The sequence below is a fragment of the Pseudoduganella sp. R-43 genome, assembly GCF_049913255.1.
Lineage (GTDB): Bacteria > Pseudomonadota > Gammaproteobacteria > Burkholderiales > Burkholderiaceae_D > Rugamonas.
Window position 1 is genome coordinate 5,714,867 of record NZ_CP183988.1, and the last position, 22,711, is coordinate 5,737,577.

The following is a 22,711-nucleotide window of genomic DNA, read 5'->3' on the forward strand; positions in this document are numbered from 1 at the left end:
AGGAATGATGCTGAATTTTCATGCATTTTCCCTTGCAAGTCCAGCATGCCCGGACAGGCGGAAATCGACTTGCTGCGGCCGGCCCGGCAAGGCCAGGCGCGCCGCCGCCCGCGGCGATTCAGCCACCACCTGCCCGCGCCGCAGCACCAGCCGCCGCGCAGCGCGCAGGCGGATTGCCTCCACCGGATCGCGGGCATCGAGCAGCACCAGGTCGGCGTGGCAGCCGGGTTGCAGGCCGTAGCCATCCAGGCCGAGGATCTTTGCCGGTGTTTCCGTCACCGCCGCAAAGCAGGCGCGCATTGCATCCTGCCCGGTCATCTGCGCCACGTGCAAGCCCATGTGGGCCACTTCCAGCATGTCGCCCGAGCCCAGGCTGTACCACGGATCCATCACGCAATCGTGGCCGAAGGCGACGTCGATGCCGTGCGCCAGCAGCTCCGGCACACGCGTCATGCCGCGCCGCTTGGGATAGCTGTCGTGGCGCCCCTGCAAGGTGATGTTGATCAGCGGGTTGGCGATGGCGGCCACGCCGGCTTCACGGATCAGCGGCAGGAGCTTGCTGGCGTAGTAGTTGTCCATCGAATGCATGGACGTCAGGTGCGAGCCGGCCACGCGGCCCTGCAAGCCAAGACGCTGCGTGTGGAAGGCCAGGGTTTCGATATGGCGCGACAGCGGATCGTCCGATTCATCGCAGTGCATATCGACGCGCAAGCCCTTCCCGGCCGCGAATTCGCACAGCACGCGCACAGACTCGGCGCCATCGGCCATGGTGCGTTCGAAATGCGGAATGCCGCCGACCACGTCGACGCCCATGGCAATTGCGCGCTTCAGGTTATCCAGCGCACCTGGGCAGCGCAGCACGCCATCCTGCGGGAAAGCCACCAGTTGCAAGTCAAGGTAAGGAGCCACGCGGCGTTTCACATCCAGCAGCGCTTCCACGGCGAGCAAGCGCTCGTCGCACACATCAACGTGGCTGCGAATGGCGAGCAAACCGCGCGCCACGGCCCAATCGCAATACTGCAAGGCGCGCTCCACCAGCGCTTCCTGCGTCAGTTCTGGCTTCAGCTCGCCCCACAGCGCAATGCCTTCCAACAGCGTGCCCGACCGGTTCACACGCGGCAGGCCGTAGCTTAGCGTCGCGTCCAGATGAAAATGCGCATCGACGAAAGGCGGCGTGACCAGGTCGCCTTCCGCATCGATCTCGCGAGCCCCCTTGGCTTGCAAAGCAGGAGCGACATCGACGATGCGTCCCTGCGCGATGGCGATATCGACGCCCTGGCGGCCATCGGGCAAACTGGCATTGCGGATTACAAGATCCATCGCTTAGCTCCACAGGTGAGGATGGCCGATTGTAGGCAGGCTGGCCAGGGCACGCAATGTTGCACTGCATAACTTCTGCTTCAATAGTCGGCAAAAATGTCTTTCCATTACCATATTTCGTCGCTAGAATGGGTTTATTGCAGCGCACCATTTCCCATCGATCCAGGAGAAAATATGTTTTCGATTCCCGAGCAATTTTCCGCAGCCACCAAGTCGCAGCTGGAAGCGCAGCTGAAAATCCTCAACAACTTCGCCACCACTGCCTTCGAAGGCGCGCAAAAGGTGATTGCGCTCAACCTGAGCACCACCAAGGCCTCCGTCGAAAAAAGTTCCGCCGCTGCGCGCGAGCTGCTGGAAGCGAAAGACCCGCAAGAATTCTTCGCCAGGAGCACTGCCCGCGTGCCGAATCTCGACGGCCTGTTTGCCTACAACCGCGAGCTGTTCAGCATTGCCAGCAAGACCCAGGCGGAACTGTTCCAGGCAGCGCAGGAGCAATTGAAGGAGGCAGGCCAGCAGGCCGCGAAAGTGCCCAAGCTGGCCGCACCGATCGCTGCGCCAGCGCCAGTGGCGGCCCCTGCTCCGGCACCAGCCACTGCCCCCGCACCGAAGGCAGCCAAAACCGAAGCCAAGCCATCCCCCAAAGCTGACGCCAAGGTCGAAGCCAAGCCCGAGGCAGCAGAAAGCAAGCCAGAAGCCAAAGCCGAAGCAAAAGCCGACACCAAGCCAGCCAAGCCAGCCGCCAGCTTCCCCGACCCAAAAGCCGCCCACGCCAACGGCGCCAAAGCCCACAAGTAAATTAAAAGTCGGGGTCAGGTCTGGCAATCCGCCAAAATGGCGGATTGCCAGACCTGACCCCGACTTTCATCTTGGCGCGCTCGGCGAAAAATTCTGCCCTGAGGTATCCTTGCAGGCTCTTGGCAGCATTTTTCTAGTAAGCATATGAGTTTATCGCGCCTGATCGGTGGCTTCGTCCGCAGCCATTGGCGTCCTTACGCAGCCGCCGGCGCCATGCTGACCGGCGTTGCCGTCATCGGTATCTGTATTCCGCGCCAGATCGGCTATATGGTTGATGGCCTGGCGGCGGGCAAGCTTGGGCCCGAGGCTTTGTGGCAGGCGATCGGCCTGCTGCTCTTGCTGGGCGTGGCAAATTATGGCTTGCGCGTCGCCTGGCGCATGAAGCTGTTTTCGGCCGCTTATCAATTGGGCGTTGAGCTGCGCACGCGCTTCTACCGCCGCTTGTCGCTGCAAGGTCCGCAATTCTTCCAGAAGCAGCGCACCGGCGACCTGATGGCCCTGGCCACCAACGACATCGATGCGATCGAGATGGCGGCTGGCGAAGCAATGCTGGCCGGTTTTGACGGTTCGCTCACCCTGCTGCTGGTGCTGGGCATGATGCTGGTCGGCGTCGACTGGCGCCTGGCCTTGTTCGCGCTGATTCCGTTCCCGCTGATGGCCTGGGCTTTCTGGCGCATCTCGTCGCATATCCATACCGCTTCCGCCGATTCGTTGAAGCGCTTCAGTGCCTTGAATGATCATGTGCAGGAAACGCTGTCCGGCGTGCGTACCCTGCGTGCGCTTGGACTGGAACAGCGCAGCAGCAGGCGTTTTGAAGAACTGGCTGGCGCCGCTGCCGACGCCAGCCTGACTGCGCAGCGCTGGGAAGCGGCGTATGAGCCGGCTGTCGGCTTGACGCTTACTGCGGCCACCGGCCTGTCGCTGGGCCTGGGCGGCTTTCTCGTGTGGCGCGGCGAATTAAGCATTGGCGAGCTGACGTCTTTCAGCATGTACCTTGGCCAGTTGATCTGGCCGATGTTTGCGGCGGGCTGGGTGCTGTCGCTGATCGAGCGTGGCCGCGCCGCCTATGCGCGCTTGCAGCCGATGCTCGATGCCCCCTTGAGCATCGAAGACCATGGCACCTTGCCGCATGTTGCGCCCGGCAACCTCGAACTACGCGGCGTGGGCTTCGCCTATCCCGGCCAGCACGAGCCGGCGCTGTCCGATATCTCGCTGACCTTGAAGCCGGGCCAGACCCTCGGCCTGGTCGGCCCGACCGGCGCCGGCAAGTCGACCCTGCTGCGCGTGCTGCTGCGCCAGGTCACGCCAACGCAGGGCAGCGCGCAATGGAGCGGCCACGCGCTGGACCAGTACACGCTGCAGGCGCTGCGCGCGGCCATCAGCTGGGTGCCGCAGGAGTCGTTCCTGTTCTCGGCTTCGATTGCCGACAATATCGCGCTGGCCAAGCCCGGCGCCACGCGTGCGGAAGTCGAGCGCGCAGCCAGCCTGGCTGCGATCCATGACGACATCCTGCTGTTCCCGCACAAGTACGAGACCGAAGTCGGCGAGAAGGGCATCACCTTGTCCGGCGGCCAGCGCCAGCGTGTTGCAATCGCGCGCGCCCTGCTCTCGGACAACGATTTGCTGCTGCTGGACGATGCCTTGTCCGCAGTGGACACCGGCACCGAAACCGCCATCCTCGAACACCTCGAAGAACTGCGCCGCGCCCACGCCAGCCGTTGCGCCATCATCGCCAGCCACCGCCTGAGCGCCGTGGTCGATGCGGACCAGATCGTGGTGCTGCAGCATGGCCGCATCACCGAATCAGGCACGCATGAAGAATTGCTTGCGCTGAACGGCTGGTACGCCAGCCAGTGGCGCTACCAACAACTGGAGGCCAGCCTTGACGCAGCCTGATAAAACAAGCGCGCGCGAACAGACGCGCCAGGCCGTCGGCCTCCTGAAAGAAGCTTCCGGTCCGGACCTGCACCATCTCGGCTGGGCCGTGCTGTGGCTGGCCTTTGCAGCCGGCATGGAAGTGCTGGGTCCCCTGCTGGGCAAGCGCCTGATCGACGAACACCTGCTACCAAGGCACCTGGACTGGACCCGCATGGCCCTGCTGCTGGGCGGCGTGCTGCTGACCGGCTGGATCGCGACTTGGGTGCGCTACCTGCAGCTGGCCCGCCTGTCCGGCGTCGCCATGCGTTCAGTGCAGCGGCTGCGCGAGCGCGTCTACAGCCACGTGCTGCGGCTGCCGATGGCATTCTTCGATCGCGCCATCACCGGCCAACTGGTGTCGCGCGTGACCAACGATACCGAGGCCGTCAAAGGCCTCTACATCCAGGTCCTGTTCGTGATCCTGGACAGCACCATCGTCCTGGCCGGAACCGTAGCCGCCATGGCCTGGCTGGACTGGCGCCTGATGACCCTCGTGGTCGCGCTGCTGCCTTTCGTGCTGGTGATCGTGTGGGCTTACCAGCGTCTGAGCGCTCCGGCCGTGACCCGCGCCCGCCAGCTGCGCAGCGACATCAATGCGCAGATCGCCGAATCCATCGGCGGCATGACCGTACTGCAGGCGAATAATGCGGAGCAGCGCTTCGGCGAACGCTTCGCGCAAACCAACGCGGAACACTACACGCAGCGACTGGCCGAGATCCGCGCCAACGCCTGGCTGCTGCGTCCCGCGCTCGACATGCTGAACATCCTGCTGCTGGCGTCCGTGATCTTCATGTTCGGCCAGCGCGACATGAGCGCGGCGGAAGTGGGTGTGCTGTATGCCTTCATCAACTACATCGCGCGCGTCATCGAGCCGCTGATCCAGATCACCATGCAGTTCAGCCAGTTGCAGCAATCGGTGGTGGCGACATCGCGCGTAGCGATCCTGCTCGGCGAACAGAGCGCGCCGGAACATCGCAGCGCTGCCGGCTCCCATGTGCGCCACGCCGCCAACGATGACGGCGCCCCCGCCATCGATATCCGCGCGCTGGATTTCGAATACATCGAAGGCCAGCGGGTGCTGCACCAGTTGTCGCTGGAGATTCCGCAAGGCGCCTTCTTCGGCATCGTCGGCCACACCGGCAGCGGCAAGTCGACCCTGCTGTCGCTGCTGCTGCGCTACTACCCCGCCCCGCACGGCAGCATCCGCATGAATGGCATGCTGCTCGATGAAATCGACAACGAGCAGTTCCGCGCCGACGTGGGACTGGTGCCGCAAGATCCCTTCCTGCTGGCCGCTTCCGCTCGCGAAAATATCGACATGGGCCGCGGCCTGCCGCGGCAGGAAATCGAGGCCGCGGCGCGTGCGGCGCACTGCCACGACTTCATCATGGCGATGGAAGACGGCTACGAAACCGTGCTGGGCGAAGGCGGCTCGCGCCTGTCCTCCGGCCAGAAGCAGCTCATTGCCATTGCGCGCGCACTGGCGGGCAAGCCGCGCATCCTGCTGCTTGACGAAGCCACCTCGCGCATCGATTCGCACACCGAACAGATCGTGCAGGTGGCGCTCAAGGAACTGCGCGGCCAGGTCACCATCATCGCCATCGCGCACCGCCTGTCCACCATCCGCGAGGCGGACCGCATCATCGTGCTGAACCACGGACGCATCGTGGAACAGGGGCCGCACGAGGATCTCATGCAGATTGACAACGGCTTGTACCAGCGCCTTTACCTTTTGCAACAGCTCGCCGCCTGAATCTCGTTTCCGCACGATAAGAATTACTAGTTGCCTGGTAGTCGGGGTATGCTGTCCTCCAGAGGGGGGACAGCGCCATGCAAAAGAACCTATCCATCAAACGTATCTTCCTGGCGTTTTTTGCCATTACGGTCGCGCTGGCAACACTGACCATGCTGGCATTGCTCCGTGTCTCCAGCAAAGGCGCGGAAGCCAAGCAGGCCGCCGATTCGCGCTACCAGTCCTATCTGCTTGCCGACGAATTGCGGCAAAGTTCGGACGACCTGACCCGCCTGGCGCGCACCTATGTGGTGTCGGGCGAGGCGGCTTACGAGCAGCAGTACATGGACATACTGGCCATCCGCAACGGCCAGAAGCCGCGCCCGAAAAACTATGAACGCATCTATTGGGACTTCGTCGCCGCAGGTACGCCGGTGCCGCCCTCCTCCGGCCAGGCCATCGCCTTGTCGGAGCTGATGAAACGCGCCGGCTTCACCGGCCAGGAATTCGCCAAGCTGAAGGAAGCGGAAGCCAACTCCAACGAGCTGGTTCACACCGAGGTGATCGCGATGAACGCGGTCAAGGGCAAGTTCGATGACGGCAAGGGCGGCTTCACGCGCGAAGGCCCGCCCGATCCGGAGATGGCCCGCCGCATCATGCATGACAAGGCCTACCACCAGAACAAGGCCAGGATCATGCAGCCGGTGAATGAGTTCCTGGCCCTGCTTGACGAACGCACCAGCGCCGAAGTAGCGGCAGCCAGCACCGCCTTCGAACGCGCCCAACGCCTGGCGCAGGCGCTGCAAGCCATGTCGGTCATCGCAGCCGTGGCATGCCTGCTGTTCGCTTACCGCTACATCCGCTCGGGCCTGCAACAGGCGATCGATACCGCCGAATGCATTGCAGGCGGGGATTTGAGCCGGGACATCGACTCCAGCCGCAGCGACGAAATCGGCCAGCTGCTGCAAGCGATGGAGCACATCAACAAAGGCCTGGCGGAAATGATCGGCAATATCCGCAGCAGCACCGACCAGATGACAGTAGCCACCGGCGAGATCGCCAAAGGCAACGCCGACCTGTCGGCCCGCACCGAGACGCAGGCTTCCTCGCTGGAAGAAACGGCCAGCGCGATGGAGAACCTGACCGACACCGTGCAGCAGAACGCCAGCAACGCACAGCAGGCCAACCATCTGGCAGCCGATGCGGCGCAGGTGGCCGAGCAAGGCGGCGACGTCGTCTCGCAGGTGGTTGCCACCATGGGCGCGATCAAGGATAGTTCGGCGCGCATCAGCGACATCATCGGCGTGATCGATGGCATCGCGTTCCAGACCAATATCCTGGCGCTGAATGCGGCAGTGGAAGCTGCAAGGGCGGGCGAACAAGGGCGCGGCTTTGCAGTGGTGGCGTCGGAAGTGCGCAACCTGGCGCAGCGCAGTGCGGCCGCGGCCAGGGAAATCAAGGAATTGATCGGCACTTCGGTGTCGCGTGTGGAAGAAGGCGGACGGCTGGTCGATGCAGCCGGCGATACCATGCAGCGCATCGTCGCTTCGGTGCACAAGGTTGCCGGCATCATGGGGGAAATTACCAGCGCCAGCCAGCAGCAGGGCAGCGGCATCGGTGAAGTGAACCAGGCGATAGGACAGATGGATGCGATGACGCAGCAAAATGCGGCGCTGGTCGAGCAAGCTGCTGCCGCGGCGGAGAGCTTGCAGGAGCAAGCCCAGGCACTGGCGCAGGCGGTCAGCATCTTCCGGCTGAAGGGCGGCGCCGTAGCCGCCAAAGCGCGCACCGGGGTCGCGCTGGCGGCCAAGGTGCCGGCAAACGTGGCGGCACCCCGCGCCACAGCCAGGGCCTCCGGCCGCAACGCTGCCGGCGCGGCGCCGCCCCGCGCCGGCGATCCGGAGCGATCCCGGCGCACTACGGCGCGCAATACGGCGCCGGCAAGCGAAGGCTGGGAAGAGTTCTAAGCGCTGCGCAAGCGGCTGGCGTGCACGAATCCCGCGGCCCACGCGAGGCAGCCCGCGATCGCCCATGCAGCCACGGTCGCTGTGTTTGCGGAGCCATTGAAGCCGACCAGGTCCAGCGCGGCTTCTTTCGGCGTATTGAGCGCGATATACCAGGTGAACAGGAACAACGCCAGGAACAGCCGCGACCCGCGCGTCAAGCCACCCAGCAGGCTGGCGGCAGATGCCAGCGCCAGCACGCCGGAAACTGCAGCAACAGCGCGCAGCGGAGCTTCGAGCGACCAGCGCAGGGCCACGATGGCGAGCGGCAGGGCGAGCAGCAGGCTGGCCGCCCACTGCCGCAGGTAGCGCCGGCCCGAGCCACCGGGCAGCGCCGCGGTCATCGCATCCGCCCCACTCTGCCAATCGCGCGGCGCGATGCCGCACACAATCATGCCCCACCCCGCCACGCCGGCAATCATCACGCCCGGCAGAACCTCGGGCGCCGCCAGCGCTGCCGCCACGGCGCCCGCAGCAAGAACCAGCGCTGCGGAAGGCGACATGGACAGCACAAGCGCCACTTCCGCCAGTACTTCGCCAGCAAAGCCCGGCACTAGCATCGCCAGTCCCGGCAAGGGCCGCAGCACCACCGCCACCGGGCGCAGCGCACGGTCGGCCAGCGCCAGCAGGCGGTTGCCGCGCGCCGATCGTGGCCGCACCCGGTCCGGCGAATAACGGTGGAAGAACAGGGTTGCCGGCACCAGCAGCAGCATGGACAGCGACAGCGTCGCCGCACGGATGCCCCACGCTTTGAGTGTCCACAAGGTCGCCGGAAAGACCAGCGTCGCTTCAGCCGGATCGAAAGCACTCCGGCCGAGGACAAAGGATGTCGTCGCGAAATGTTCGCGCAGTGTCGTCACGGCCACCGACAGCCCCGAGAAATCGAGAAACATCGGCCACAGCGCTCCCGGGCTCTCGGTCACGCCAACCAGCGCGCCGAACTGCATGCACCACAGGAAGAAGAACAATACGTCGCCACGCTTGCCCAGCAACGGCCCGATATTGTCGAACAGGACTGCGCAGGCGGCCGCGTAGCTGACGATCGGCAGCAGCATCAGCAGATAGGTTTGCAGGTAGACCAGCACTTCGATCGGCCCTTCGCCGCGCAAGGCATGCAGCGCCAGGGTGGAAGCAAGGTAGGCAAACACGAACAGCACCAGGTACGCCACGCCGCCCAGCCAGCGCCCGGCAACCAGCAAGGCATTGCTGGCGCCTGTTGCGCCGATCACTGCGCCCATGCCGCTTTGCAGGTCGTCTGCAACGCGACCGCGCACCAGGTAGAAGCCTGCCAGTCCGAGCAGCATACCGGCGATATGGGCACTGCCAAAGGCCAGCGCCTGGCTGGTGTACAGCACACGCTTTCGGTCGATCATCATCATCGTGATGCCATCGGCCGGATCGGAAATGCCGAGCCAGCACAGGGCCATCGCCGCCAGCAGCGCCACCAGCGTGGACCGCCGGCGCAGCCGCAAGCGCACCTCATTGAGCGCCATGACACCGATTGCATTCATGCTGCCTCCGCAACCGGTTCCGACAGCGCATAGCGTTGCGCCATCAGCGCTTCTTCCAGGCTCGGCTCGACCGCATGCGCGCCCGCAAACGGCTGTCCCGGATGCGCCACGCGCAGCTGCACCTGCGGGCCCTGGCGTTGCGCCTGCAGCACATGGAAGCGGCTGCGCAGCGCATCGTAATCGGCGGCATCGACGCTGGCCTGCCACACCTGGCCGCGCGCCCGCTGCAGGATGGCGTCCGGCGTTTCCAGCGCCAGCAAGCGGCCCTTGCGCATGATGGCCAGTTGGCCTGCGATGCTCTCCACATCCGGCACGATATGAGTCGACACGATCACAAGCTTGCCAAAACCCAGTTCGGACAACAGGCGGCGGAAGCGCAGGCGCTCTTCCGGGTCCAGGCCCGCTGTCGGTTCATCCACGATCAGGATATCGGGATCGTTCAGCAGCGCCTGGGCGATCCCCAGGCGGCGCCGCATGCCGCCCGAGAACGATGCCGCCGGCCGCCGCGCATGCTCGGACAGGTTCACCAGTTCCAGCAGGTGGCGAATGCGGGCGGGATCGCGCACGCCCTTCAGCGCAGCGAAATACTGCATGCACTCCAGCGCGCTCAGGTTCGGATAGACCCCGAACTCCTGCGGCAGGAAGCCAAGGCGGCGCCGCATCGCATCCGGATTGCGCACAATGTCCTGGCCATCGAACAGGATGCTGCCGGCAGTCGGCCGCGACAGCGTGGCGACCAATTGCATCAAAGTGGTCTTGCCGGCGCCATTGTGACCAACAAGCCCGACTACACCACTACCAAGTTTCAGGGAAACGTCCTCCACCGCTTTCAGTTCGCGGAAGGCCTTGCTGACATTGCGCAATTCGAGCATCTTGTTTTCGCCTCAAGTATGTTGTTGAAGCAAACTTTATCGAGCCCGCAGCGGGCCCGCGCAGGAAATGCGATGAACGGTAAAAATCGAGGGCCAGGCGGAAAGCGATGGCAAGTAGTTTCACAAGTGGAAATTCCACTTGCATTTTCCCCACAGTTGGGGCGTCTATCATGCAAATAGTGAGTGGCATTGCGGATTTCCCGCTTGCAACAGGCATATAATGAACCGCACACGCTGCTCATGCGACCCCAAGGACTCAAGTTGCCAGGCTTTCCGGTTTTGACGATTTCCAAGCGCCTCCGAACGCTGGCGGGCGCCTGCCTGCTTGCGCCCTGCCTTGCATTTGCCCAGTCGCCCCTCGACAGCGAAATCGCGCAGATCCGCGAACTGGTGCGTTTCGTTCCCGAAAAGGCCCTGGTCCAGTTGCAGCAGATGGAACCGGTGGCGCGCTCCGCCCCGCCCCTGACCCGCGCCGAATTCCTGGCCCAGCTCAGCCTGACCCACCGCAGCCTGGGCAAGCATGACGTGGCGCTGGCGCTGGCCGAAGAACTGCATGACTTCGGCCGTGCCCAGGACAACAAGATCATCATCGCCAAGGGCTTGCTGACCAAGGCCTACGTGCGCTCGGCGATGAACGAGCGCCAGGTGTCGCACGAACTGGCGTTCGAAGCGGAAAAGCTGGCCAGCGACACCAACGACATGTTGCTGCGCGTGCAGTCGACCATCACTGCCGGCCAAAGCTACGCTGAACAGGGCAATTATCCCGTGGCCCTGATTCGCCTGCAGTCGGCAGTGGAGCTGGCGCAAAAGGTCGAGAGCGACAAGGTACCGCTGGCCAGCGCGCTCAATGCGCTCACCCTGTTCTACACCCAGGTGCGCGAATACGACAAGGCGTGGGAAACGCTGGGCGAAACCTTCGAAGTGTCGGAGACCCTGAATTCGCCGGGTCGCATGGCGATCGCCAACAACACCGAATATGGCCTGGCGGTCGACACGCAGCAATACAAGCGCGGCATGCGCGCCCTGCTGGCCAACCTGGACCTGACCCGCAAGCTCGGCGCCAAGCGCATGATCGCCACCACGCTGGTGAACCTGTCCGATATCAACCTGAAGCTGCACGATTTCCCCGCCGCGCTGCGTTTTGCCAACGAAGCTTCGGCCGCCGCGCGCGATGCGAACGACGATGCCAACGAAGCCACGGCGCGCATCAATGCCGGCCAGGCCTACATGGGAACCAACAAGGTCGCGGAAGGAAAGAAGTCCTTCGCGCTCGGCATGGCTTATTACGAAAAGACCGGCGACAAGCCCGAGCTGCAAGCCCTCCTGACCGAATACGGCGAAGCGCTGGAACGCGTGGGCGACTACCAGGGTGCGGTGGAAGCCTACCATCGCGAACGCCAGATCTCGAACGAATTGTTCGAGTCGCAGCGCAAGAAGACCATGTGGGAGCTGCAGGAAAAGTACGACACCGAAAAGAAGAAGCGCCAGATTGAACAGCTATCGCACGAAAACCAGGCCAAGGGAGCGGAGCTGACCGCGCGCCGCCTGCAGCAGCGCATCTGGTGGCTGCTGGCGGTGGTGTTCGCGCTGGCTGCCGTGATTGTCGGCCTGCTGTATCGCAAGGTACGCCAGGCCAACGCCCAGCTCGAGGTGAAGAACCTGGAGTTGAAGGCGCAAAGCTCGCTCGATCCGCTCACGGCGCTGTACAACCGCCGCCACTTCCAGGAATACATGCGCACGCATAACCAGGTGGAGCGGCGCGGCGCCAACGGTGAAGACATCGTCGGCGCCCTTTTCCTGCTGGACGTCGACCACTTCAAGCACGTCAACGACACCTACGGCCACGCCGCCGGCGACGCGGTGCTGAAGATGATAGCCGAGAGCCTGCGCATCGCGCTGCGCGAGACCGACATGATCGTGCGCTGGGGTGGGGAGGAATTCCTGGCCTTCCTGCCGGCCATTCCGCGCAACGGCGTGGATGAAATCGCGCGCCGCATCCTGAGCTGCGTGTCGTCGCAGCCGGTGCCGTTCCAGGACCACATGATCCACGTGAATGTATCGGTCGGCTTTGCGCCATTCCCGCTGGCGCCGGGCGGCCTGCCGCTGCCTTGGGAACGTGCGGTCAACCTGGTGGACATGGCGCTGTACCTGGCCAAGGCCCATGGCCGCAACCGCGCCTACGGGGTGCGCGGCTTCAGCAACTTCGAACAGACCTCGATGGAGGCCATCGAGCAGAACCTGGAGCAGGCCTGGCGCGCCGGCTTTGTCGACCTGACGCTGGTGTTGGGCGGCATGCCCGACGAGCCGCCGCCTTCCAATGTGGTGCCGCTGAAGAGCAAATCAGGGAACTAGTTCTTTTCCTTGCGCGCCTCGCGGGCCGACTCCTGCATTTCCTTGCCAGCCTGCTCGACTTTTTCGCCGATTTTTTCGGTGGCCTTGTTCAGCTTTTCGCCAGCCTGCTGGGCCGCCTGGTCCAATTTCTCGCCGGCCTGGCCCAGTTTTTCTTCAGCCTTGCTGGCCGCCTGGTCCAGCTTTTCGCCTGCCACGCTGGCGGCCTTGTCGATCTCGCGGCCGGCCTGTTCCGCCGGACCGATGCGCTTGTCTTCCGGTTTCTGGCAACCGCCCAGGGCCAGCGCCAGCGTTGCAAACAGCACGGCAATCATGCTTTTCATGGTGTCTCCTTTCCTTCCAGCATAGTGAAAATGTTACGCTAGAATACTCCAATGGACGCGCACATTCCCATCCTTAAGCGGGCGGGCATGGTGCTGGTGGTGCTGGGCACCTGCGACCTGCTGGCCATCCGGTCCGGCCTTTTCCTGCTCGGTGCGGCAGCCGGTATCGGCTTGCTGTCCGGCAGCCTGCACATGGCGTCGCTGGTGCGCTGGGGGGCCGCCTTTGCCCTGTGCGCGCTGGGCGTGATGATGCTGGCCTGGCCCCTGATGCAGCCGGTCGACCTGACCCTGACCCAGCTCAGGCTGCAGCCGCGCATCCTCCCCTCCCTCGTCACCAGCGCAACCTGGCTGTTGCTGCTGCACTGGCTGTACCGCACCCTTGGCGCGCCCGCTGTTCTTGCCGCGCGCCGCGCCGCCGGCCACAAGGCGCGCCACATGGGACTGGCGGCCGCCAGCGGCGCCGCGCTGTCGCTGATGCTCTGCGTCGCACTGTCGCTACTGCTGCATGGCGATGCCGCGGAACGCGCAAGGCGCGCGGCCGAACGCCAGTTCGGGCCCGACTACCGCTATCACGTGGCAGCGCTGAAGGTCGACGGAAAACGCGTGGAAGGGCTGGTCACCGCGTGGAATGGCAACGAGATCCGCCACATCCCGGTGGCGTGGCAGGAAGATGCTAACGGCGACCGATGACGAAGGCGCCGACCAGCGCCGCCACGCCGAACACCAGCAAGGTGCTGCAAAACGCCAGGTTGAGGAACTTGGAAAGGTTCAGCACCCCGAGCACGGCGGCGGCCAGGAAAGCCAGCCCGAAGAACAGCAGCCAGCCGGCCGTGTCGGCAGCCGGCAGGTCGGCGCCGCGCGCTTGCACATGGCGCATGAAGGAACGCCGGATAGCGTTGGATGCCAGCAACACCAACAGGAAAACGCCACCTGCAGCTAAAAGATTTACCTGCATCTGCCCTCCAATGTTTGGCTTTGGGCTGATGGTAGCACCGAGTCTTAATCGGCGACGATCTTTTTGGGCGGCGGTGGCGGAGCGAAGGCGACGTTATCGCCTTCCGGTGCGGAATCCTGGGCGTCTGAAAACTCGAGCCAGCGATCCAGGCTGGCTCGGCGGCGGATGGTGATGCCCTTGTTGCTGATGTAACCGATCTGCTCGAAGTTATCCAGCTTGCACACCATCTTGGAGGTGGTGGGCAGGTTGTCGCGCAGGCGGTCGTAAGCCTTGCGCGCCTTCTGCTCCCACTTGGCCAGGGTTGGCTCGTTGAAGCGGTTGCTTTCGTAATAGATGGTCAAGGTATGGTCGTGATTGCCGAAGCCGACGACCGCCGCGCCCTTGCGGACAGCGGACAGGATATCTTCCTTGATATTGGCGGTCGGGACGAAAATGGCCGCACGGCTATCCGTTTCATCGGGCCGCTGGAGCGGCAAGTCCTGGCCAAACTGTACACCCATTGATGTTTCTCCCCGGCTATATTCGTCCGATTCTACCTCGCGCCCCTTCCCGGTTCAAGCGGCGGCACGCCGTATAATGCGCATGCCTCATCCTCTTTATAGCCTGATAATGACCGCTTTTCCACCTGCCGCCCGCGATACGGCAGCCCGCAATGTACGCGACCTGCTTGCCCACGCCATCGAATACGCCGTGCCGCAGCAGGCTTTGCTGGTGTTCGACCAGCGCAGCCCGCTTTCCATGGTGCTGGCGGACGCCTACCGCGCGGCCCTGCCGGAGGGCCGTTTCATCGACTTCGACACGGTGCAGCCGGCCGACGTGCTTGCGGCTTTCGAGCAACTACGGGCGGGCGACCTGGTGGTGCTGGTGCAAACCACCAGCTTCCGCCTGAACGAATACCGCATCCGCATGGAGCTGTTCAAGCGCGGCCTGAAGGTGATCGAGCATATGCATTTGTCACGCATGCCGGACGGGCAAGGCCTGGTCTATATCGATGCGCTGGCCTACGACCCGGCGTACTACCGCGGCGTCGGCCATGCTTTGAAGACCCGCATCGACCGCGCGCAATCAGGTGTGGTGGAAAGCGGCGGCGAACGGCTGGTGTTCGCCTCCCCGTTTGAAGAAGCCAAGCTGAATATCGGCGACTACAGCGCCATGAAGAATGTGGGCGGCCTGTTTCCGATCGGCGAAGTGTTCACCGAAGCGCAAGACCTGGAAGCAGTCAACGGCCGCGCCAAGGTCTTCGTGTTCGGCGACACCACTTTCCACGTCAACCGCCCGGCCACGCCGATCACCATGATCGTGGAAAAAGGCCGCGTGACCGGCGCCGAGAACAGCACGCCGGAGTTTGACAATATGCTGGCAATCATTCGCGCGCATGAAGGCGAAGTATGGGTGCGCGAACTCGGTTTCGGCATGAACCGCGCCTTCTCGCGCGAGCGCACAGTGGACGATATCGGCACCTATGAGCGCATGTGCGGCATCCATCTCTCGCTCGGCGCCAAGCATGGCCAGTACCAGAAGCCGCAGTTCAAGCGCAAGGACGCCCGCTACCACGTCGACGTCTTCGTCCAGACCGATGCGGTCTACCTCGACGACGACCAGGTCTACCGCGACGGCGGCTGGGCGCCTGCTTCCTGAGGCAACCACTGCCAGTTGGTGATGGCGCGCAGCAGCCACTCGGCGGGGCCGTAGGTGTAGTGCTTGAGCCACCAGGCGCTGAGGGCCATTTGCGCGAGATAGATCGCAGGCACCAGGGCAAGAACGGCGATCGGCGGGAGTTCATCGCACAGGCGCATGCCGTAACCGGTGAACAGCAAGGCCATGACCAGCGACTGCATCAGGTAATTGCTCAACGCCAGCTTGCCCATCGGCGCCAGCGCCGCGATCAGCCGCGCGCCGCGACGGCTCTCGAACAACAGCATCAGGACGACCACATAGGCCGCGGTCAGGATCGGCGCCGTCAGGTAGCTGAGCGCCGTCGAGAATATCATCAGCACGCCGCCCGGCGCGAACTCGGAAGCAGCCGCATACAGCAAGGCGCCAACCAGCCCGAACGTGGCGGCCAGGCGCAGGATCGGGCGCACCAGCTGCTCGATTGATCCGACACGCTCAAGCAGGTGCGCACGCCCCGCTCCCAGCCCCAGCAAGAACATCGCCAGCGCGCTCGGCCCCTGGCCAAACATCAGGAAGGCCACAGTCGACGGAAATTCGTCCATGATGAATGCCTGCGTGCTGCGGGCATCGCCATGGAAGGCGGCCAGCTTGGCAAAAACAGCCTTCAGCTCCGGGGGGCCCGCTTGCGGCGAGAGCATCACAACAACGCCCAGCACGACCAGCATGAAGGCCGCCAGCATCAGCAACAGCGCAGCACATTCGGCCGAGCGCCACCTGCGGCCATCCCACTCACGGCCATACCAGACCAGCAGCAAGAAACTCAGCAAACCATACAGGTGCAGGATATCGCCATAGAACAGGAAACAGCCATGCAATCCGCCCAACAACAGCAAGCCTGCCGCCCGGCGCAGCATGCGCGGCCGGAATGCGGCGCCTGCACGCTCGGCGGCCCAGGCCTGGAGCATGAAGCTGTAGCCAAACAGGAAAGAGAACAGCAGGTAGAACTTGGCTTCGAACAGCAGCGCGACGATGAAGCGCACCGCCATATCAAGCGCGCTCGCATAGCGCGGGTTGTTCACGCCGGAGGCAAAATAGGGATCGGCGAACGACCAGATATTGACGGCCAGGATGCCGAACAGCGCAAAGCCGCGCAAGGCGTCGACATTGAGCAGGCGCTCCTTGCTTTCCCTCATCGCAGCCCCAGCTCCTGCCACGTCGGCAATTTATTGACCCGTCTCGTGCGCAGGAAAAATGCAGCCATCAGCAAGGCCAGCGCCAGGCCAAACAAAGCACCGGACAGCAGGACCGAATTTTTCACAACCAGTCTTTGCGCTGTTCCAAACGCCATACCCAGGGTCGCGACAGCGCTGTAAGCCAGCCAAAACACCAGTAGATTGACGTGGAAAGGAGCAAACAGCGGTGGCGGAACCCGGATGCCAATGCGCCACATCATCCGATGTAACAAAGGCAGCAAATCCCGGCTGGGGAAGCCTGCGGCCTCCAGCAATTCAATTGCGCGCTCATGTCGTGAATTTTTCATCGTCGGATTGTCGCATCAGGGTTACAAAATAAGCAACCCCGCATCCGCCAAGGCTTTGTCCCAAGGGGGCGCGGGCTGGTACTCCGCCACCAGGAAATCGATCAGCGCCCTCACCTTCGGCGATAGCTGGCGCGTGGCCGGATACAGGGCGCTCAAATGGTTCAGGGGCAAGTCCCAGTCGGCCAGCACCGGCACCAGCCGCCCTTCGATAAGGTCGCGCCAGGCCAGGAAGGTTGTCGTATAGACGATGCCCAGCCCGCGCAAGGCCGCATGCTGCAGAACCATTCCGTTATTGGCGGTGAAGGCCGGCGTCACGCGTACTGTGGCCTGCTCCTCGCCGCGAGCGAAGTGCCAGGCGATACCGCCGGTGAGGTGGCTGAAGTGCAGGCACTGGTGGCGATGCAGGTCCTCTGGAATCTCAGGCCGGCCTGCCCGCGCCAGGTAGGCCGGCGAGGCGCACAGGATGCCGCGGCAAGGCGCCAAAGGCCGTATTGCCAGCGCACGGCTGTCCGGAATCCCGCCCACGCGGATCGTCAGGTCGAAGCCGTGTTCGATCGGATCGAGCAGTGCATCGTCCACATGCAGCAGCGGCGACAACTGCGGATGCGGCAAGCTAAAGCGCGCCACCGCATCGGCCAGCCATTCGCTGCCGAAGCTGGACGGCGCCTGTATCCGCAGCGGCCCTGCCAGCTCGACGCCGGCATGCGTCACCACCCGCGCCGCTTCCTGCGCCTGCAGCACCGCCAGCGCGCAAGGCTCCAGGTAAGCCTGCCCGGCATCGGTCAGGCTCACATCGCGCGTGGAGCGGTGCAGCAGGCGCGCATTGAGCCGTTCTTCGAGCGCAATCACATGCTTGCTCACCATGGCGCGCGTCATGCCCAGCCGGCGCGCGGCGCCGCTGAAGCTGCGCTGCCGCGCCACCTCCACAAAGATTTCCATTGCCTTGAGCTGGTCCATGGGTCGATTGTCTCCATTTCAGAGACAATGTGTCAACCGTTTGCGCATTGTTGGCATCCAATGACTTCCCTACAATGGCCTAAGTTAAGAAAAGGAGCGCCACATGCTGACCGATGCCCAGAAAGCCCAATACGCCAAGGATGGCTTCATCGTCATCCCCGGCTTCAAGACCGCGGAAGAAATCGCCGCCCTGCGCGCCCGCGCCGCACAAGTCGTGAACGACTTCGACCCGGCCGTCGCGCAAGGCATCTTCACCACCAAGGAACAGGAGAAGAAGGCCGACGACTACTTCCTCGGCTCGGACAACACGGTGCGCTGCTTCTTTGAAGAAGAAGCCTTCGGCCCGGACGGCCAACTGAAGCAGGCCAAGGAGCTTTCGATCAACAAGATCGGCCACGCCATGCACGACCTGGACCCGGCCTTCCGCGCGTTCACCGCCGATGCGCGCCTGGAGCAGATCGCCCGCGATATCGGCCTGGCCGAACCGCAGGTCTGGCAATCGATGTACATCTTCAAGCAGCCCGGCATCGGCGGCGAAGTGCGCTGGCACCAGGACGCCACCTACTTCGACACCACCCCGATCAGCGTTACCACCTTCTGGTTCGCACTGGAAGACGCCACGCTGGAGAACGGCTGCATGTGGGCCGAACCGGGCGGCCATCGCTCGCCGCTGCGCGAACGCTTCATCCGCGAAGGCGACCAAGTGAGCGTGGAAAAGCTGGACAACACGCCATGGCCGACCGACGCCACCGCCGTGCCGCTCGAATGCAAGGCCGGCTCGCTGGTCTGCTTCCACGGCCTGCTGCCGCACTACAGCGCGCCGAACCGTTCGCCTGTTTCGCGCCACGCCTACACGCTGCACGTCACCGACGGCCGCGCCGAGTACTCCAAACGCAACTGGATCCAGCGCGATGCGTCCTTCCCCGTGCGAGGCTTCCTGTGAAAATCAGCATCTTCGCGCCGCACTGGGGCAGCAACGACTTGCCGCCCGACGTCTTCATCGCCAAGGTGAAAGAGGCCGGCTTCGACGGCATCGAAATGTCGCTGCCGCTGGACCGCGCGCAGCGCGACAACTGGGTCTACAAAATCGCCAACGCCGGACTGGACCTGATTGTCGCTCAATGGGAGACAGTCTTCCACAGCGACTTCGACGCGCACAAGCAAGCGCTCGGCGAACTGCTGCGCAATGCCTGCGAAGTGCAGCCAGTGCTGGTCAACTCGCACACCGGCAAGGACTGGTACACGCCAAGGCAAAACGAAGAACTGATCGCGCTCGCCGCCGGCATTTCGAAGGAATATGGCGTGCCGGTGGTGCATGAGATCCACCGCAGCCGCTTCAGCGGCCACCCGATGCTGCTGCTGCCCTACCTCGATCGCCTGCCGCAATTGCACCTGAATGCCGACCTTTCGCACTGGTGCGTGGCCTGTGAATCGCTGCTCGAAGACCAGGAGCTGACACTGGCCAAGGTACTGCCGCGCGTGCGCCACATCCACGCGCGCGTAGGCCACCAGCAAGGCCCGCAAGTGGCCGACTTCCGCGCGCCGGAGAATGCCGATGCGCTGCAGGCCCACCTGTCCTGGTGGGACCGCATCATCGAACTGCGCCGCAACGACGGCGCCGAACGCATGACGCTCACGCCGGAGTTTGGTCCGGCCCCTTATACTTTCACCTTGCCCTATACCGGCCAGCCGGTGAGCAATGCGTGGGAGCAGAACGTGGCGATGCTGGACCTGCTGCGCAAGCGCTATTGCATATAATGCCGGTGGCAGATTGAGCTGAAGATGAAACGCCTATTCTCCATGTTGGTTCTTGCGGGTTGCTGCCACGCCGCGGCCGCGCTGGCGGACGACTTCCCGGCCAGCTACATCCGCGCCCAGCTGCAGAAGGCAAACAATCGCGTCGACGTCGACCTGGCCGCCGTTGCCCCAGGCAAGCCGGTCAAGGTCGATTACGTTGACGCGCCGGTGTGGATCTACCGTCGCACGGCCGAAGACCTTGAATATCTGCGCGGCGGCCCGACGACGCAGCTCGCCGACCCGGAAGGAAAAAACTGGGCTGAGTCGATCGCCGCCTCCAACCAGACCTCCGCATCGTCCGCGTGGACGCGACTCTTCATGTTCGGCCAGCCGCCGATAGAAAAGACACGCTATCGCTCATTCAAAGACGAATACCTGGTGATTGCAGCATGGAGTCCGCACTCGGGATGTTCGCTGCAATTCCAGGAGCCCGATCGCCGCCAGGAGAAGCAGGCGCTGTTTCTCGATCCTTGCCGAGGCGCCAGATTCGATGCTGCGGGACGCGTGCTGAAAGGTGAGCTCTACACCCCGCCCGGACAGCCAAAGGAAAACACCCGGTACAACCTCTTCGTGCCTCCACACTATTTCGTTTCAAATTCACGCCTGACGATAGGCCTGCAGGCTGGAGCATCCCTGCCTGAATTCGACGCAGCAACGCTGCGTAACTATCAAGGGATGGATCACAATGAGCGCCTGGCCGCCGCAGCTGCCTACAACGATATTGCGGAGGTACGGAAAGCCCTGAAAGCGGGTGCCAACGCCAGCGCTTATGTCCCCGGAAAGAGAAACCCCTTCGACGCTGCGATCGTCGGCGGCAGCATGGAGATTATTCAACTGCTGGTCGCGAATGGCGCCCTCCCCACCCCGAACTCCCGCAATGCCGCCACCTTCGTGAAGCGGCAGGAGGTGCTTGAACTGATCGACCGGCTCGAAAAACGCTAGAAGCAGAGCCCCGCGCGGCACATCCACGGGATTGGCGATTTTGCAATTAACTGGCATACTTTAAATTGCAAATCCGCAATAATTAATCCCGCAAAAATGCGCGCCGAGCCTTTATGACTTACACCAACAGGACCATTCCAGTCTTTCTCGGCACCGCCGCCGCTCTCGCTCTCGTCAACATCCTGGGCACCATCGCCGTCAATGTTTTGGTATGGATCGGCATGAACCAGGGAACAGACCTGGGCCAGGCAATCACGGCCGCGGTCGGAAGCCCCTGGTATCAGAAAGCTTCGATCACTACGCAAATTTTCGCCAGCATCATCGGCGGCTACATGACCGCGTCATTGGCTGCCAATCAGCGCTACCTGAACGCCGCGATCGTTGGAGCGCTACAGAGCGCATGGTTTGCCATCTTGCATACCTTCCCCATTCAGGGCGCGGAGTTCGACATAATTTCAATCATCATCTGGTTCGTGCTGCCGCTGCCGGCTTCCGTCCTTGGCGCATTCCTTTACACGCTGCTCCTGGTGCCAGGTCCGGCTCCCCAACACAAAATCAGCACGGAGAACATCCATGGATAAAGCAGGATTCTGGAACATCATCGACAAGTCGCGGCACGCTGCCGGCGGCGATCCGGAGCGGCAGCTTGACTCGCTTGGTGAACTGCTCGCAGAGATGTCGCCCGAAGAAATCGTGTCCTTCGACCGTCATTTGTCCGAGTACCATGCTCGGGCCTACCATTGGGACCTTTGGGGCGCGGCCTACATCATTGGTGGAGGATGCTCGGACGACGGCTTCCTTGATTTCAGGGGCTGGCTGATTTCCCGGGGCGAGAAAGTCTACGAAGCCGCAATGTCCAACGCCGATTCGCTTGCAGCGGTCGTGGAGGACCATGATGGCGAGTGCCAGGTCGAGGGCTACCAGTACATCGCCTGGCAGGCCTGGGAGGAAAAAACTGGCAAATCGTACGATGACTTCCCCGAGCACGACCTGCCAAAGGGAGGCGAAATTGAAGGCTCGCCATGGGAAGAAGAGGACCTGGATGCCCGGTTCCCCGAGCTTACCAGGAGGTTCGGCTGATAGTAATGTCAAGGTGAAATGATGCCCTGGCTGGTCCAAACCTTCGCTCTTCTCTGCGCTCTCGCCTCTGTCCACGTCGCCGCAACAGCGCTGGCGGCGCACTGCGCCAGCATCCCTGTTCGCAAGGTCTCCTTCGGAACAGGGGCAGCGATACGCGGAAAGCAGCTACTCGCGATCGCCACTTTCGTTGGGGGGAAATGATGGGAGTTGAATATCGCCACTTCTTCGTAGTGGATCAGGAGAACTGGCATCCTGAGCAGGACACGTTCGAGCGCGTGAACAAGGTGCTCGGATCTTGGGGCCTTAACGACGAGCTGTTGGAGATCGTCGACCTCACGTCCGGAAAGCAAAGCCGGACCACCGATGCAAGCATTCCGAAAGGCCTTGCGGGCAAAGTGTTCAAGTTCGCAGGCCCAAGTGGGGGGACAGTCGCTCGCCTTGCGGGTCCTTCTTTCCATGATTGCGAGGACGAGGAGCGCTATCTTTCGGAGATCCTCGTCATAGTTGGCGAGGACTACAGGATTCAGTGGAGCTGTGAAGGGCTTTTCTTCGAGCTGCTGGAGGCGCCCACCATCGCTTACCAGGACGAAGAACCATATGGGACGGCCTACGCCGAGTCATTCCCGTCCACGAATACGACAGCGCCGAAGGTAAAGCTGCACGTCGAGGATTACGCGAAGGAGCATCTCGCTTCAACGGAATGCAAAGGATATTGGCGCGCGGCGGTAATCTTCGACTTTGGCAAGGACCTGCCCACGTTTGCCGATGAAATTCGCTCCTTGCCAAACCGCGAATTTGTCGAGGCGCTGCGAAACGCCTTGCGCGCGCAATCGATTATCGAAATTGGAGAGTTCTACTAGATATCGGTGGTTTCATCGCTCATATGCAGCGTTCCTTTCAACCAGCCTTTCAAGTTCCATACAAAACATGCCCTACCCTACTGCCCTGGAATACCGCGTATGGTGCCATCCGGAGCGCAGCGCCCCGGACGCGCCGTCGAACCG

The 22,711-nt window shown here is 63.1% G+C and carries 22 protein-coding genes; 13 read left to right on the top strand and 9 right to left on the bottom strand.

The features are described 5' to 3' along the window. Positions 1–18: 18 nt before the first annotated feature. The gene (locus ACN9M3_RS26065) at positions 19–1,320 is read right to left on the bottom strand and encodes an amidohydrolase family protein (RefSeq protein ID WP_426319075.1); all 1,302 of its coding nucleotides are present in this window, start codon (positions 1,318–1,320) and stop codon (positions 19–21) included. Between the two features lie 174 nt (positions 1,321–1,494). Here ACN9M3_RS26065 and phaP point away from each other — a divergent pair, with 174 nt between their 5' ends. From phaP to ACN9M3_RS26085, 4 genes are all read left to right on the top strand, one after another. Next, on the top strand, positions 1,495–2,115 hold the full coding sequence (gene phaP, locus ACN9M3_RS26070) for a TIGR01841 family phasin (protein WP_426319076.1): 621 nt from the start codon (positions 1,495–1,497) through the stop codon (positions 2,113–2,115). A gap of 144 nt (positions 2,116–2,259) precedes the next feature. After that, positions 2,260–4,011, top strand: coding sequence for an ABC transporter ATP-binding protein (locus tag ACN9M3_RS26075; RefSeq protein WP_426319077.1), 1,752 nt, complete (start codon positions 2,260–2,262; stop codon positions 4,009–4,011). Further along, the gene (locus ACN9M3_RS26080; protein ID WP_426319078.1) at positions 3,998–5,785 is read left to right on the top strand and encodes an ABC transporter ATP-binding protein; all 1,788 of its coding nucleotides are present in this window, start codon (positions 3,998–4,000) and stop codon (positions 5,783–5,785) included. The genes ACN9M3_RS26075 and ACN9M3_RS26080 overlap by 14 nt, the downstream gene beginning before the upstream one ends. Positions 5,786–5,862: 77 nt before the next feature. After that, on the top strand, positions 5,863–7,731 hold the full coding sequence (locus ACN9M3_RS26085; RefSeq protein WP_426319079.1) for a methyl-accepting chemotaxis protein: 1,869 nt from the start codon (positions 5,863–5,865) through the stop codon (positions 7,729–7,731). On the opposite strand, the gene ACN9M3_RS26090 is transcribed toward ACN9M3_RS26085, so the two are convergent. Together ACN9M3_RS26090 and ACN9M3_RS26095 are read right to left on the bottom strand one after the other, a co-directional pair. Then, on the bottom strand, positions 7,728–9,278 hold the full coding sequence (locus ACN9M3_RS26090) for a hypothetical protein (RefSeq protein ID WP_426319080.1): 1,551 nt from the start codon (positions 9,276–9,278) through the stop codon (positions 7,728–7,730). The two genes, ACN9M3_RS26085 and ACN9M3_RS26090, sit on opposite strands and share 4 nt — an antisense overlap. Further along, a complete protein-coding gene (locus tag ACN9M3_RS26095) occupies positions 9,275–10,150 on the bottom strand; it encodes an ABC transporter ATP-binding protein (RefSeq protein ID WP_426319081.1) in 876 nt (291 codons plus the stop codon). Before ACN9M3_RS26095 ends, ACN9M3_RS26090 begins: the two co-directional genes overlap by 4 nt. A gap of 279 nt (positions 10,151–10,429) precedes the next feature. Here ACN9M3_RS26095 and ACN9M3_RS26100 point away from each other — a divergent pair, with 279 nt between their 5' ends. Then, positions 10,430–12,502 (top strand): GGDEF domain-containing protein, encoded by a 2,073-nt coding sequence (locus ACN9M3_RS26100; protein WP_426164220.1) that lies wholly within the window; start codon positions 10,430–10,432, stop codon positions 12,500–12,502. Here ACN9M3_RS26100 and ACN9M3_RS26105 read toward each other — a convergent pair. Beyond that, positions 12,499–12,822, bottom strand: coding sequence for a hypothetical protein (locus tag ACN9M3_RS26105; protein WP_426164222.1), 324 nt, complete (start codon positions 12,820–12,822; stop codon positions 12,499–12,501). The two genes, ACN9M3_RS26100 and ACN9M3_RS26105, sit on opposite strands and share 4 nt — an antisense overlap. A gap of 51 nt (positions 12,823–12,873) precedes the next feature. Between ACN9M3_RS26105 and ACN9M3_RS26110 the strand changes: the two genes are divergently transcribed. Beyond that, the gene (locus ACN9M3_RS26110) at positions 12,874–13,512 is read left to right on the top strand and encodes a hypothetical protein (RefSeq protein ID WP_426319082.1); all 639 of its coding nucleotides are present in this window, start codon (positions 12,874–12,876) and stop codon (positions 13,510–13,512) included. Here ACN9M3_RS26110 and ACN9M3_RS26115 read toward each other — a convergent pair. Beyond that, positions 13,496–13,777, bottom strand: coding sequence for a hypothetical protein (locus ACN9M3_RS26115; RefSeq protein WP_426164226.1), 282 nt, complete (start codon positions 13,775–13,777; stop codon positions 13,496–13,498). The genes ACN9M3_RS26110 and ACN9M3_RS26115 overlap by 17 nt on opposite strands. A gap of 44 nt (positions 13,778–13,821) precedes the next feature. Beyond that, a complete protein-coding gene (locus ACN9M3_RS26120; RefSeq protein ID WP_426164228.1) occupies positions 13,822–14,277 on the bottom strand; it encodes a hypothetical protein in 456 nt (151 codons plus the stop codon). A gap of 109 nt (positions 14,278–14,386) precedes the next feature. On the opposite strand from ACN9M3_RS26120, the gene ACN9M3_RS26125 reads away from it, so the two are divergent. Then, positions 14,387–15,415, top strand: coding sequence for a hypothetical protein (locus ACN9M3_RS26125; RefSeq protein WP_426319083.1), 1,029 nt, complete (start codon positions 14,387–14,389; stop codon positions 15,413–15,415). Here the strand turns inward: ACN9M3_RS26125 and ACN9M3_RS26130 are convergent. Genes ACN9M3_RS26130 through ACN9M3_RS26140 form a run of 3 tightly spaced genes read right to left on the bottom strand, consistent with a single transcriptional unit; the run spans position 15,382 to position 17,888 of the window. After that, on the bottom strand, positions 15,382–16,584 hold the full coding sequence (locus ACN9M3_RS26130; protein WP_426319084.1) for a DUF418 domain-containing protein: 1,203 nt from the start codon (positions 16,582–16,584) through the stop codon (positions 15,382–15,384). The genes ACN9M3_RS26125 and ACN9M3_RS26130 overlap by 34 nt on opposite strands. Next, on the bottom strand, positions 16,581–16,931 hold the full coding sequence (locus tag ACN9M3_RS26135; RefSeq protein ID WP_426319085.1) for a DUF6404 family protein: 351 nt from the start codon (positions 16,929–16,931) through the stop codon (positions 16,581–16,583). The genes ACN9M3_RS26130 and ACN9M3_RS26135 overlap by 4 nt, the downstream gene beginning before the upstream one ends. 21 nt (positions 16,932–16,952) lie before the next feature. Further along, positions 16,953–17,888: a LysR substrate-binding domain-containing protein gene (locus ACN9M3_RS26140; RefSeq protein WP_426319086.1), complete on the bottom strand. Its 936-nt coding sequence runs from the start codon at positions 17,886–17,888 to the stop codon at positions 16,953–16,955. Between the two features lie 103 nt (positions 17,889–17,991). On the opposite strand from ACN9M3_RS26140, the gene ACN9M3_RS26145 reads away from it, so the two are divergent. The 6 genes from ACN9M3_RS26145 to ACN9M3_RS26170 all read left to right on the top strand — a co-directional run bounded on the left by ACN9M3_RS26145 (position 17,992) and on the right by ACN9M3_RS26170 (position 22,567). Next, positions 17,992–18,831: a phytanoyl-CoA dioxygenase family protein gene (locus tag ACN9M3_RS26145; protein WP_426164239.1), complete on the top strand. Its 840-nt coding sequence runs from the start codon at positions 17,992–17,994 to the stop codon at positions 18,829–18,831. Further along, positions 18,828–19,646 carry a sugar phosphate isomerase/epimerase family protein gene (locus tag ACN9M3_RS26150; protein WP_426164241.1) on the top strand — a complete coding sequence of 273 codons (819 nt, stop codon included), beginning with the start codon at positions 18,828–18,830 and terminating at the stop codon, positions 19,644–19,646. The genes ACN9M3_RS26145 and ACN9M3_RS26150 overlap by 4 nt, the downstream gene beginning before the upstream one ends. A gap of 24 nt (positions 19,647–19,670) precedes the next feature. Then, positions 19,671–20,627, top strand: coding sequence for a hypothetical protein (locus ACN9M3_RS26155; RefSeq protein ID WP_426319087.1), 957 nt, complete (start codon positions 19,671–19,673; stop codon positions 20,625–20,627). Between the two features lie 113 nt (positions 20,628–20,740). Beyond that, positions 20,741–21,208: a hypothetical protein gene (locus ACN9M3_RS26160; RefSeq protein ID WP_426164245.1), complete on the top strand. Its 468-nt coding sequence runs from the start codon at positions 20,741–20,743 to the stop codon at positions 21,206–21,208. Then, entirely contained in the window at positions 21,201–21,707 is a 507-nt protein-coding gene (locus ACN9M3_RS26165) for a DUF4240 domain-containing protein (protein WP_426164247.1), read from the top strand. Before ACN9M3_RS26160 ends, ACN9M3_RS26165 begins: the two co-directional genes overlap by 8 nt. Positions 21,708–21,904: 197 nt before the next feature. Further along, entirely contained in the window at positions 21,905–22,567 is a 663-nt protein-coding gene (locus ACN9M3_RS26170; RefSeq protein ID WP_426319088.1) for a hypothetical protein, read from the top strand. Positions 22,568–22,711 lie beyond the last annotated feature (144 nt).